The sequence below is a fragment of the Citrobacter sp. Awk 4 genome, from assembly GCF_028069725.1.
GTDB lineage: Bacteria > Pseudomonadota > Gammaproteobacteria > Enterobacterales > Enterobacteriaceae > Citrobacter_D.
The window spans coordinates 17,113-30,215 of sequence record NZ_JANEWG010000020.1 but is presented as its reverse complement, the minus strand read 5'-3'; the positions used below and the strand labels follow the sequence as shown (position 1 = coordinate 30,215).

Below are 13,103 nucleotides of genomic sequence, written 5' to 3'. Positions count from 1 at the left end.
TTCTTAAATTTTCCAAAATGGCAAACAAAGCATTAAAAAAATAAATGCTTTGAGCAATAAAGCAGCAATCATTGTGCGACGGGGTAGTGCATTACGCAGAGTGCACTACCCGAGGGATCAGAGGGAAATTCAGAGGTCGCCGGTATAGTGCCAGCGGAGGTAACGCAGTAAACGTAACTGTCGGGTAATACGGCTCGGCTGTGATAATAAGCGGTACAACCATTCCAGCCCCAGTTTTTGCCATACTTTTGGCGCGCGCTTAACGTGTCCGGTAAAAACGTCATACGTACCACCCACGCCCATGTATAAGGCATGTGGATGAATAAGACGACAATCACGCATCAGGATTTCCTGTTTTGGCGACCCCATCGCGACCGTCACAATCTTCGCGCCGCTGGCGTGAATACGCTCAAACAGCGCCTGACGCTCTTCAGGCTTAAAATATCCGTCCTGGCTGCCGACGATATTCACATTCCATTGCGCGCGTAATTTGGCTTGTGTTTGCGCCAGCACCTCCGGCTTGCCACCTACCAGAAAGACGGGGGTGCCTTCCATTCCTGCCCGCGCCATCAACGCTTCCCAGAGATCGGCACCGGCAACACGCGAGATGCGAGCCTGAGGAAATTTTTTGCGCACCGAGCGCACAACACTAATACCGTCCGCGTATTTAAACTCGGCGGCGTTAATCAACTCCCTGACTTCGGGGTTATCTTCCGCCGTCAGCATCTTCTCGGCGTTGATCGCTACCAGCGTTCCCTGCCTGATCTGGCCTTCTGCAAACAGGTAATTGAGCGCATGCTGCATATCGCGCCATCCAATCAGCTGTAATCCACGCAGCGCGTAGACGGGTGCAGTTGTGTTATCTGTCATCTTTACCCTTCAACCTGTGTCTGCGGCAGCGAGGGTTTTCGTTTTTGAATGAGTCCGGCATAGTCAAAAAGCCAGAACAACAGTTTCGCCACCAACAGACAAACACCAAAAATCACGAGGAAAAACACTACCCGTGAGACAAACGAATCCAGACCTTCTCGTGCCAGGACAATCATATTGAAGATGGCACCAAAGCAAAAACTGTGCAGAATCGCCGTCTTATAACGATTGGTTTCCCGATTACCCAGCTCATACAACCAGTCGAACCACTTGATAATCAAACCAACCACAATAGCCCCAAGCGGAATAAACAACGCCCCTCCCATCACCACCAGCGAACCGATAAGGGTCGGTGAAATGGCAAGGCCTGAATGGTTGTTAAGAACTTCCCAGGTAAAATAATTCGCGGAGTTGAGCACAATGCCGGGCCGTCCAGGCCAGAGCCAGGAAGGAATAAAGACGTAAAAATCACGGACGATCGGTGCCAGCCCCTGAAAATCGATATTGTTATAATTCTGCAATAGCAGCGCCAGGTTCTCCCACGGAGAGAAGGTGTCACGGGTCAGATATAAGAAGGTGTAGAACGCTTCATCGCCACTGACGTTCATCCCGTAGCGCTTTAGCGCCAGCCAGAACATACCGACGATACCCAGTACCCCCGCCGCCACCAGCATCCAGAGTGAAATCCAGCCACGAATAATGCCAATGAACAGGAAGATGGCAAACGCGATGATGATATTGGCACGTGTGCCGCCGACGATCAGGTAGGTAAGCAAACCAAACGCGACAGTGCTGACCAAAAAGAACAGCCACGCTTTGCTGTCCTGGCGTAAAAAATAAATAACCAGCATCGCCGGTATAAAGAAGTAGAAGAAGCGTTTCAATGCCACGCCGGAGACTTCACTGGAGAAGATCTGACTGTAGGAATTAAGCTTGAACAGCAGAAATCCGTTGTGCATGAAGAAGATCCCCACGCTCACCAACGCAATCCCCATCAACAATACCCAGGTAAGATGTGTCTCAACCCGGTTCATCGTAAACAGCGGTTTCCGCGGTGTCGTTGAAACCCGCTTACGCAAACGCGTTTTATATGTGACGTAGTAAACCGCATAGAAGCAGGCCGCAGACAACAGCGCCTGCAACAGAATGTCTGGCGGCGCCACACCCACGTCAAAACGAAAGACCAGAACACTGGTCAGTGGGAATCCAAAAAAGAACGTCAGCAGAAACAACAAGGAGAAAAACACATTGAAGTTAAAGCGAACGCGGCGAAACTCAAACCAGGTCAGCGTGCCGATAAACAGGGTGGAGAGCAGCCAGACCACCAGCAGACCGCTGAATTGCATCAAGCTCATACGATGTCTCCTGCGGCAATCTGTAACGCGTTATGCCACGGCTGCAGATAGTTCGGGCTAAAGAAGGTAATGCCGTTCTTATCGACGGACGCCAGCTGGCGCTGCGCTTCACGAACGACGGATTCATTGAGAAGATCGGTCGTGAACAGCACCGGGAGATGCTGCTCCGCCATATCCTGCCAGAACGGATTCTCTCGGTTAAGGACGCACGGAATCCCAGCCTGAATCAGAAGGCACAACGTCCCTATTCCCTGCTGGCGCGCAAAAATAAAATACCCTAAATCACACTGACGAAGCAGCGTAAGATAGGCATCAAACGCCAGCTTTTCGCTGAGGATCTGTAAATTTTCAGCGCTGAACAGCGCCAGTCCCGCCTGACGAACCTCTTCGATATAGATCTCGTTATTCGCCGGATATCCCATCGGGACGATCACATTTACCGTATCGCCGAACTGCTGGTGTACCGCGCGTAACGCCGCAATATGCTCGTTGCTGCGATCGCCGGAATTTCCCACCAGAATCGTCATTTTCCCTTTACGCTGGCGCTCGCTTGCCATGTTATTCAGCGAAGGATCCATTCGCGTCGGGAAATAGAGTAATTCTCCACGTACACGAGGGTGCCGCAGGGCGAAATAGCTGAGGTCGCCGCGAGTCGCAAACACACAGCCGACACGACCCTGCGCCATACGGCGAATCGGATAAAACAGTTTGAATTTCAGCCCACTGGAAACTTCATACAGATCCGCTCCCCAAATATGCCAGTAAAACTGTTCCGGCTTAATTCCACCACTCAACAGCGCCAGCCACAGGCTGGTATTGAACTGGCCGTGGAAGAAGAAGCGCTGTTGGCGATTGGCTTTCGCAAGGGCAATCACCGCATCTGCCAGTGTTTTTTTACCGCTATAGAAGCTCAATGAGAGCGCCGGGCAGCTTTCACTGTATCCCGCATCCTGGCCAGCAACCATAAAGACGCGCGCATGTTCGCTCGTGGCGGCCAACGCGTCATTGAAAAACCGCAACACGGTTTGATTATGGTGAGGGATATCCGATCCCAGTACGTGAATCAGTACAGTCATGCCCGCCTACGCCAGAGTAAAAATACGCCACAACAAAGAGAAAAATAGACGATATACGTTGCCATATACGCCTGCGCAGCACCCAGCGCACCATGCGCGGGGATCAGCCAGTGGGCAAATACCGTCAACAAAATGAACTGGCTGATTTCAGCCAGAATATAAAACCGCAGCGATGCTTTGGCGATCACCAGATAGCCAAAAACATAGGCACCCACTTTCAATACATCGCCGACAAGCTGCCAGGCGAATAAATCGCGCATCGCCGTGAATTTGGCGGAAAACAGCAGCCAGATGGCAAAATCGCGCAGCAACCAGACGGTAAAGCTCGCGACCGCGACCGCCGGTAAAACAAACGTGAGCGATTTGACGAGTTCCCGCGTAATATCGCGCTTTTCTGTCAGACGCGACAATGTCGGCAGGAGATAGACGCTAAACGAGGCGGTAATAAATTGCAGATACGCGTCCGAGATACTGCTGACACCTTGCCAGATCCCAACCTCATCCCAGCTGTAGTGCGCCGCCAGCAGGTTTCGCATCATCACGTACGCTACCGGTATCGTGATGGAGGTGATCAGCGCCATCAACGTAAATTTACACAGTTGCCTGGCAAGGACACCATTCCAGGAAGGTTTAAGATAGCGCAGAGGGAGTGTTCCACGCTTAAGCAACAGCACCGCAGCTGGCACAACGACCAGCGCGGGAACCAACGCCATCCCCAGTAATGCGCCTTCGTAGTCACCGATGCGGTAGCAGACATACCAGGCCACCACGCCCAACACGCTACCCACGATCAGCGACAGTGCATTACCCGCCGCGTCACGAAACCCTTTCATCAGCGCCAACAGCAGATTCGCCCAGGCAATCCCCATTTGCACCAGCGCAACCAGACGCACCAACCCCTGATAGTGAGTATGTCCAAACAGTCCCTGACTGATAGGGACCGCCGCCAGCAAAAATATCAGCGCCAGCAGGGTCGAAAATCCCAGAACCATCGCCGAGGAGGTGCCGACCACATTGCGCAATTGCGCCGGATTGTCGTGATTCTGGGCAACGTATTTGGTGACGCCGTTAAAGATGCCAGCGCCAGCCAAAACGCCCAACACAGTCACCATCTGGCGAAAGTTACCCGCCTGGCCGACGCCTGCGGGGCCAAACGCCACGGCCAGCAGTTTCACCACCAGTAGCCCCGCGCCAATTTTTACCAGCGTGCTGGCCGCCGTCCACAGGGACGCTTTTGCGAGCGACATTTCAGGAGAAGTAGTTGAGTAAAGTCGTGATCACCGTACGCTGATTGGCGGGTGACAGATTGTAAAACAGAGGCAGGCGCAGTAAACGCTCGCTCTCTTTGGTGGTATAGCGATCTTCGCCAATAAACTCACCAAATTTGTCGCCCGCAGGGCAATCATGCAACGGAATATAATGGAAGACTGCCATAATTTCGGCTTCTTTCATAAAGTTAATCAATGCGCTACGATCATCAATATCCCGCAATTTGATGTAGAACATATGGGCGTTTTGCCCACAATCATCAGGGATTGAAGGTAAGGTAATGCGTCCAGCGCGCGCCAGTGGAGCCAGGGCGTCATAATATGTCTGCCACAGCGTCAGACGCTGTTGATTGATGCGGTCTGCCGCCTCCAGTTGCGCCCACAGGTACGCTGCCTGAAGATCGGACATCAGATAGCTGGAACCAATATCCCGCCAGGTGTATTTGTCTACCTGACCACGGAAGAACTGGCTACGGTTAGTGCCTTTTTCACGGATAATTTCCGCACGTTCGATTAACGATCGGTCATTAATCAACGTCGCACCGCCTTCACCACCTGCAGTGTAGTTTTTAGTTTCATGGAAACTAAAGCAGCCAATATGTCCAATCGTGCCTAACGCGCGACCTTTATAAGTGGACATGACGCCCTGAGCGGCATCTTCGACCACAAACAGGTTGTACTTTGCCGCCAACGCCATGATGGTGTCCATCTCACAGGCAACACCGGCGTAATGGACCGGAACAATGGCTCGCGTCTTCTCAGAAATAGCGGCTTCAATGAGCGTCTCATCAATGTTCATGGTATCCGGGCGGATATCGACAAAGACGATTTTTGCCCCGCGCAATACGAAAGCATTCGCTGTCGAAACAAAGGTGTAGCTCGGCATGATGACTTCATCGCCAGGCTGAATGTCCAGCAGCAGTGCCGCCATCTCAAGCGAGGCGGTACAGGACGGTGTCAGTAGCACTTTTGCACTGCCGAAGCGTTGCTCCAGCCACTGCTGGCAGCGGCGTGTAAAGCCACCGTCGCCACACAGTTTGCCGCTGCCCATGGCTGATTGCATGTATTCGAGTTCGGTTCCCACCACCGGCGGCGCGTTAAATGGAATCATTTTGTCACCTGTATAACCAGTACGCGGTGCTTTCTATGTTGGCACCGCTCTGTATGTAACGTTTAAGCGCGGCGGTGTTGCCCATTTGGGTCGCCACCCGCAATGTTGTCTTTCCGCGAGATTGCGCCCAACAGAGCGCGGCCTGCATTAATTCAGCGCCTGCTCCGCGCCCTGCCAGGAGGCCAATTCGCGCATCGGCGTCATTCAGTTCACGCAGCGAAACATAACCGCGAATCTCGCCCCCCGTCGTCCGGAGAACCAGACACTGGTGGTCAAATGTGCCCAGCACGGCGTTCTCGATCCATTGCGCGTAGAAACGGGCGCTGGCATCCGGCGCATACCACGGCGCGCGAAAGCGGCTTTGAGCAAATGCTTCACTGGCCAACTGGCGTAACACTGGAATATCTGCCCGTTGCGCCACTTGCGCATCGCCGTCATTCCGGACGTTTGCGACCGACAGCGCTAAATCGACTTCACCTTCGACCAGCGAAAATCCCAGTTCTTGTAAGGCATCCAGTTCATCCGTGCACGACGCTGAAATTTTTGCCTGCACTCGTGACCAGGGCTGTAAGACTTCTGGTGTCAGCAGTGGTGCGTCAGGACTGATACGCACAATGGCGCTGTTTACGCCAAAGAACGTATTTTCCCAGTTCAGCGGTTCAATACTGGCGCGGACGAGCACGGAGTAACTCCAGTAAATATTGGCCATAGCCTGTTTTCGCCAGCGAACTGGCAGCACGCTTCACGCCTTCATCATCCAGCCAACCGTTACGCCAGGCGATCTCTTCCAGGCAGGCTATCTTAAATCCCTGCCGTTTTTCCACCGTCTGCACAAAGGTACTCGCTTCAATCAGGCTGTCATGCGTTCCCGTATCCAGCCAGGCAAAACCGCGCCCCAGTAGCTCTACCGTCAGATTTCCCGCCTCCAGATACATCTGGTTGATGGAGGTAATCTCCAGTTCGCCGCGTTCTGACGGTTTTACTTGTTTCGCATACTCAACCACTTTGTGGTCGTAGAAATAAAGCCCGGTTACTGCCCAGTTGGATTTCGGCTGTTTCGGTTTCTCTTCCAGAGAGACAGCGCGGAAATTGTCGTCAAACTCCACGACACCAAAACGCTCAGGATCCATGACCTGGTAGCCAAATACCGTCGCCCCTTCCGTGCGCGCAGCAACGTGGCGTAGTTTCGGACTAAATCCCTGACCAAAAAAGATATTATCACCAAGAACCAGGCAGGAAGGTTCACCGTTCAGAAAGGTTTCACCGATGATAAATGCCTGCGCCAGGCCGTCAGGGCTGGGTTGTTCGGCATACTGCAATGCAATGCCAAACTCTGAACCATCGCCCAGTAAGCGCTGGAAATACCCTTTGTCTTCCGGCGTAGTGATGATCAGAATTTCACGGATCCCCGCCAGCATCAGCACGGAGAGCGGATAGTAGATCATCGGTTTGTCGTAGATCGGCAATAACTGTTTTGACACGCCGCGCGTAATCGGGTGCAACCGGGTGCCTGAACCGCCTGCCAGAATGATACCTTTCATGTATACCTCCGCCGCAAGTTAGCCCTTCAGACCTAAACGTTCACCCTGATAGCTGCCGTCCTGCACCTGTTTCCACCAGGTTTCATTAGCCAGATACCATTGCACTGTTTTACGCATCCCGCTTTCAAACGTTTCCTGCGGTATCCAACCAAGTTCACGGGCAATTTTCGACGCATCAATGGCATAGCGCAAGTCGTGCCCCGGGCGGTCGGCGACAAACGCGATCAGGTCGCGATAGTGCGCCACGCCGTACGGTTTGTTCGGTGCCAACTCTTCCAGCAACGCGCAAATCGTTTCCACCACCTCGAGATTCTTACGCTCGTTGTGACCACCAATATTATAGGTTTCACCCACTTTCCCGGTGGTCGCCACGCAATAAAGCGCACGAGCATGATCCTCCACAAAAAGCCAGTCGCGGATTTGCTGCCCATTGCCATACACCGGCAACGGTTTCCCCGCCAGCGCGTTGAGGATCATCAGTGGAATCAGTTTTTCCGGGAAGTGGTAAGGACCATAGTTATTGGAACAGTTGGTAATCAGCGTTGGCAGCCCATAGGTGCGCAACCAGGCGCGAACCAGATGGTCGCTGCTGGCTTTCGAGGCGGAATAGGGGCTACTCGGCGCATATGGGGTGGTTTCGGTGAAGAAATCATCCGTGGAGTGCAGATCGCCGTAGACTTCATCGGTGGAGATATGGTGGAAGCGAAACGTCGATTTTTTCTCATCGGGCAGCGTGTTCCAGTATGCTCTTGCCGCTTCCAATAGCGTATATGTCCCGACGGTGTTGGTTTCAATAAACGCCGCCGGACCATCAATAGAGCGGTCTACGTGGCTTTCGGCTGCCAGATGCATAACGTAATCCGGCTGATACTGTTGGAAGACTTGCTCAAGCGAAGTCCGATCACAAATATCCACTTTCTCAAACGCAAAACGGTCATCTTGAGCCACAGAGGCCAGCGACATGAGGTTTCCTGCGTAGGTGAGTTTATCGACCACCACCACCGCATCAGACGTATTGTTGATAATATGCCGCACGACAGCAGAGCCGATAAATCCGGCGCCGCCGGTTACCAGGATCCGTTTCATTAACGCCAGACTCCTTTGGTATCCACCACATATTGCTGGTGAACCGCATCACCGTTAATCGCTTTAAATTCGTTATGATCAACCAGCATTACCAGCACATCGGCGTCAGCCAGCGCGCTTTCCAGCGTGGCTAAAGTACAATGGCCATCCAGTTTTTTCGGCAACTGGTGAATGTTCGGCTCCACCACCAGCGTTTCACCTGCGTGCCACTGGGCAATGTTCAATGCAATACCCATTGCCGGGCTTTCGCGCAGGTCATCAATGTTGGGTTTAAATGCCAGACCAAAGCAGGCAACTTTCACCTCACTGGCGCGTTTATTTGTTGCGACCAGACAATCCGCCACGGCGGCTTTTACCTGATCAACCACCCAGTGCGGTTTACCATCGTTCACTTCGCGGGCGGTACGGATAAGCCGCGCCTGCTGTGGGTTCTGCGCCACAATAAACCACGGATCGACAGCAATACAGTGCCCGCCGACGCCGGGACCGGGCTGGAGAATATTCACACGAGGATGGCGGTTCGCCAGACGAATCAGTTCCCAGACGTTAATGCCCTGATCGGCGCAAATAAGTGACAGTTCGTTAGCAAATGCAATGTTAACATCACGAAAACTGTTTTCAGTCAGCTTACACATCTCTGCCGTGCGGGAGTTTGTTACCACACATTCACCTTCAAGGAAGATGTTGTAGAGTTCGCTGGCGCGCGCTGAGCAAACAGGCGTCATCCCGCCGATCACGCGGTCATTTTTAATCAGTTCCACCATCACCTGCCCCGGCAACACGCGCTCTGGACAGTACGCAATATTCACTTCTGCCTGCTCACCCACCTGCTGTGGGAACGTCAGATCAGGGCGCATCTCCGCCAGCCACTCAGCCATCTGCTCCGTCGCCCCGACCGGAGAGGTCGACTCGAGGATCACCAGCGCACCTTTCTTCAGTACCGGTGCAATAGACTTAGCCGCAGCCTCGACATACACCATATCGGGGTCATGATCGCCTTTGAAGGGGGTCGGTACCGCAATCAGATATGCATCGGCTTCAACAGGCGTCGTCGTAGCACGCAGGAATCCCCCTTCAACAGCCGTTTTCACGACGCTGCCCAGGTCCGGTTCAACGATATGGATCTCACCGCGATTGATGGTTTCTACCGCGTGCTGGTTAACATCCACGCCAATGACATGCTTTTGGCGGGAAGCAAAGGCGGCTGCCGTCGGCAGTCCAATGTATCCCAACCCAACAACAGAAATGGTCGTAAAACTCATAGCGATACCCGATTATTTTTTAACGCGTCTAAAATCCGGCCACATGCCTGACCGTCACCATAAGGATTATGGGCGCGGCTCATGGTTTGATATTCATTTTCGTCGTGCAGCAAGCGCGTGACCTCTTCCACAATACGCTGCGGATCGGTTCCAACTAAACGCACTGTACCTGCGGTAATGGCTTCTGGTCGTTCCGTGGTTTCACGCATCACCAGCACAGGCTTACCTAAGGATGGCGCCTCTTCCTGAATACCGCCGGAGTCGGTCAGGATCAGCCAGGCGTGGTTCATCAGCCAAACGAACGGCAAATAGTCCTGCGGTTCAATCAGAACCACATTTTCAACGTGACCAAGTATACGGTTGACCGGTTCGCTGACATTCGGATTCAGGTGCACCGGATAGACAATCTGCACATCCTGATTCGCGGCAGCAATCTCTGCCAATGCATGACAGATATGCTCAAAGCCCTTGCCGAAACTTTCGCGGCGATGGCCTGTGACCAGAATCATTTTTTTATTGTTACTGAGGAAAGGGTACTGCACCGCCAGTTCTGCCCGTAAGGTATCGCTCGCCAGAACGCGGTCACGAACCCAAATCAGCGCGTCAATGACGGTGTTACCGGTGACGAAAATGCGATTATCTGGAATATTTTCCCGCAGCAAATTCTGGCGAGAATTTTCAGTCGGCGCAAAATGATACATCGCCAGATGCCCGGTCAACGTGCGGTTAGCCTCTTCAGGCCAGGGGGAGTACAAATCGCCGGTGCGCAATCCGGCCTCGACATGCCCTACCGGAATACGTTGATAAAAGGCGGCAAGGCTGGTGGCAATCGTCGTTGTCGTATCGCCATGAACCAGTACCACATCGGGCTTGAAGTCAGCAAGGATAGGCTTTAACCCTTCCAGGATCCGACAAGTAATTTCCGTTAGTCCCTGACCCGGTTGCATTATGTTGAGATCGTAGTCAGGTTCGATGGAAAAGAGGTTTAACACTTGATCCAGCATCTCCCGATGCTGCGCAGTGACGCAAACTTTGGCCTCAAAATAAGGGTCTTTTGCCAGCGCATGAACCAGAGGCGCCATTTTAATCGCCTCTGGTCGCGTGCCAAATACAGTCAGTACTTTCACATCGATTCTCTTCGGATTGGCAGTGAGGGCCCAGCCCCTCACTGCAACGGTGTTGCTAAATCGTGCGGCGACGGGTTAGTGCGACACCAGCACCGATCAGCCCCCCCACAATGCCCCACATAATCATCAGGAAGGCACGGCGTGGGCTATCACGTTTTACCGGTTCTTCCGGCGTACGCAAATAACGATAGGTCTGAAAACGCGGATCCAGAGTCGGACCTACATTCAGTGTGTTCAACATTGCCCGGTTTTGGAAGTAATCCAGATCGAACGCGGGGCCGACGGCCTGCAGGTTTTCGAGTCGAGCCTGCAACATCGGACGTCCAAGCAAAAATAGCTCAGAATCGGGCAATTCATCGGCAGGAATATCGGTAGAAGTGCGAGAAATATTATGTTGTTCTGCGATTTTAAGCGCTTGTTCAATGCTGTGAACGCGACGAGAGAAAATCGCTTTGGCGACCTCTTCCTGGCGTTTCACCTGCGCTTTCATTTGTACTGTACGCGCCGCCCATGCCCCTTTTAATTCTTCGTTGAGGTGACTTGCCGCCCGCTGGCTGGCAAATGCGACATACTGTCGCAGCAGGTTATTGGCATCGGGCGCCGTCTCCGCCACCAGCTTCACGCTGTCATTGGTATTGCGGGCAACATCGCCAGGGGTAAACAGAATGTTGTTGATCATTTCATCGAGCATTGCCGCGTCGGCTTTGCTATTTCCGACCATGCGCTGTTTGTAATAATCCGTCTGTAACCAGAAATCGCGACGGGTATCCCACGAAGCCAGCTGCATCACGAACTCTTTATACGCTTCATCCATGACTGAAGGTTGGTCGAGGGGCGCAACGCTTGCCTTGACGTCCAGATTACGTAAGAACTGTTGCTGAGAGTAATAACCTCCCAGCATATTGACGGTTGGACGGTCTGAGATCGCGGTTGCGCTCCACTCCTGGCGCGCAAAAAAAGTGTAGGCTAACGCAACAAGCGCAAACACCAACGCAATACCCACAATCCATAGTTTTCCAGCCCATAAGGTACGAAACAACCCACGAATATCCAGTTCATTTTCAGCGCTCACAGCGTGTGCCCCCGGTAATGGTTGTGTCATCGTATCCTCAATTTACTTGGTTAAGTTTGGCTTGTTATCACGGTTCCTACGGAGTCTGCGCTTCACACGCTTGATAAATCTTGCCACCTTCCAGGCACGTTTAATACAGTAACCGTAAAGGAAGAATGCTAGCAAAAAGAGCACCAACATGACCCATTCAGGGACAAAATGAGAATATTCTGCCGCAACGCCGATGGATGCCAGAATCGCAGCAGCCAGCGTAATAAGCACAAAAGCCTGCCGGGAAGTAAACCCTGCCCGCATGATCAAATGATGAATGTGTTGGCGATCGGGAGAGAAGGGGCTCATCCCTTTACGCAAGCGACGATACATGATCGCCACCATGTCCATTAATGGAATGGCAATAATCCACAGCGCAGTAACAGGGCTGATGGGGTGCGTTTTTCCCTGAGTGGTTTCCAGCAGGACCCAAATGACGGTGAAACCAATCAACGTACTGCCAGCATCGCCCATAAAGACTTTGTAGCGACGTCCCAAAATCCCCAGGTTCAGCATAATGTAAGGCAGGATGGCGGCAATCATCGCAAAACACCAAACAGCCAGGCTTGTCTGTCCATCAAACCACAGGATAAGCCCCATAGCTGCAAACGAGACGCTGGAAAGCCCACCGAGCAGCCCGTCAATACCGTCGACCATGTTAAAAGCATTAATGGCAGCCCACACAGCGAACAGTGTAAGAAAATAACCGAAAGGACCGAGAACCATCTCCCAGGGACCAAAAATGTACCCCAGGCTGCGTAAATAGAGTTGACCGGCGACCATCATGACGACGCCGATAGCGGCCTGAATAGTGGCGCGAATTTTTACGCTAATATCAAAGCGATCGTCAAGTGCACCAATAAAGACCAGCACGCCAGCACAAGCCAGATAGAGAGAAGCATGTGGAATGTAATAATCAACAATTCCGAAGGTGAAGCAAATACCCGCGTAAACCGAAATTCCACCAACCAGCGGTATCAGTCCCTGGTGACGTTTACGGAAGTTGGGTTTATCCACTAAACCGACCTTTTTTGCCACCTTGCGTGCAAAAAACAGGAACAGTGTCGTGAATAAAAAAATACTGATGAGATCAGTACTCACTGTAAGTAAATTCACAATGCATGCTCTCAGAGAAAATTAATAGCAGAAGTATAACCATGAAGACCTTTATTCAGAAGGGAAACCCTGCGCTGAATCAGGTGCTTTTGTATAATTATCAACCACACGGTACGAATTATGAATGAATCGCAAAGCAACGGCATGTGATACCGTATTTTTGTAAAGGTGTCGTTAAGATTACAGATA

General features: G+C 52.3%; 12 protein-coding genes. All 12 read right to left on the bottom strand.

The genetic code is table 11. The annotated features are described in order from the left end of the window. Positions 1 to 129: 129 nt before the first annotated feature. From wecG to wecA, 12 genes are read right to left on the bottom strand one after another with little or no spacing between them, the layout of a single operon-like run. On the bottom strand, positions 130 to 870 hold the full coding sequence (wecG, locus tag NNO04_RS10550) for a lipopolysaccharide N-acetylmannosaminouronosyltransferase (RefSeq protein ID WP_271444616.1): 741 nt from the start codon (positions 868 to 870) through the stop codon (positions 130 to 132). 2 nt (positions 871 to 872) lie between these two features. After that, complete coding sequence (gene wzyE / locus NNO04_RS10545) at positions 873 to 2,225, bottom strand: ECA oligosaccharide polymerase (protein ID WP_271444615.1); 1,353 nt, start codon at positions 2,223 to 2,225, stop codon at positions 873 to 875. Further along, the gene (locus NNO04_RS10540; protein ID WP_271444614.1) at positions 2,222 to 3,301 is read right to left on the bottom strand and encodes a TDP-N-acetylfucosamine:lipid II N-acetylfucosaminyltransferase; all 1,080 of its coding nucleotides are present in this window, start codon (positions 3,299 to 3,301) and stop codon (positions 2,222 to 2,224) included. Before NNO04_RS10540 ends, wzyE begins: the two co-directional genes overlap by 4 nt. Continuing rightward, entirely contained in the window at positions 3,298 to 4,548 is a 1,251-nt protein-coding gene (gene wzxE, locus NNO04_RS10535; protein WP_271444613.1) for a lipid III flippase WzxE, read from the bottom strand. The genes NNO04_RS10540 and wzxE overlap by 4 nt, the downstream gene beginning before the upstream one ends. Position 4,549: 1 nt before the next feature. After that, on the bottom strand, positions 4,550 to 5,680 hold the full coding sequence (gene rffA, locus NNO04_RS10530; protein ID WP_271444612.1) for a dTDP-4-amino-4,6-dideoxygalactose transaminase: 1,131 nt from the start codon (positions 5,678 to 5,680) through the stop codon (positions 4,550 to 4,552). Between the two features lie 4 nt (positions 5,681 to 5,684). Next, entirely contained in the window at positions 5,685 to 6,362 is a 678-nt protein-coding gene (rffC, locus tag NNO04_RS10525) for a dTDP-4-amino-4,6-dideoxy-D-galactose acyltransferase (RefSeq protein WP_271444611.1), read from the bottom strand. Beyond that, complete coding sequence (gene rfbA, locus NNO04_RS10520) at positions 6,340 to 7,221, bottom strand: glucose-1-phosphate thymidylyltransferase RfbA (RefSeq protein ID WP_271444610.1); 882 nt, start codon at positions 7,219 to 7,221, stop codon at positions 6,340 to 6,342. The genes rffC and rfbA overlap by 23 nt, the downstream gene beginning before the upstream one ends. 18 nt (positions 7,222 to 7,239) lie before the next feature. Continuing rightward, positions 7,240 to 8,307, bottom strand: coding sequence for a dTDP-glucose 4,6-dehydratase (rffG, locus tag NNO04_RS10515; protein WP_271444609.1), 1,068 nt, complete (start codon positions 8,305 to 8,307; stop codon positions 7,240 to 7,242). Beyond that, the gene (gene wecC, locus NNO04_RS10510) at positions 8,307 to 9,569 is read right to left on the bottom strand and encodes a UDP-N-acetyl-D-mannosamine dehydrogenase (RefSeq protein ID WP_271444608.1); all 1,263 of its coding nucleotides are present in this window, start codon (positions 9,567 to 9,569) and stop codon (positions 8,307 to 8,309) included. Before wecC ends, rffG begins: the two co-directional genes overlap by 1 nt. Further along, on the bottom strand, positions 9,566 to 10,696 hold the full coding sequence (wecB, locus tag NNO04_RS10505; protein ID WP_271444607.1) for a non-hydrolyzing UDP-N-acetylglucosamine 2-epimerase: 1,131 nt from the start codon (positions 10,694 to 10,696) through the stop codon (positions 9,566 to 9,568). The genes wecC and wecB overlap by 4 nt, the downstream gene beginning before the upstream one ends. A 55-nt stretch (positions 10,697 to 10,751) precedes the next feature. Then, positions 10,752 to 11,798 carry an ECA polysaccharide chain length modulation protein gene (wzzE, locus tag NNO04_RS10500; RefSeq protein WP_271444606.1) on the bottom strand — a complete coding sequence of 349 codons (1,047 nt, stop codon included), beginning with the start codon at positions 11,796 to 11,798 and terminating at the stop codon, positions 10,752 to 10,754. 12 nt (positions 11,799 to 11,810) lie between these two features. Continuing rightward, a complete protein-coding gene (wecA, locus tag NNO04_RS10495) occupies positions 11,811 to 12,914 on the bottom strand; it encodes a UDP-N-acetylglucosamine--undecaprenyl-phosphate N-acetylglucosaminephosphotransferase (RefSeq protein ID WP_162380320.1) in 1,104 nt (367 codons plus the stop codon). Positions 12,915 to 13,103: the final 189 nt, after the last annotated feature.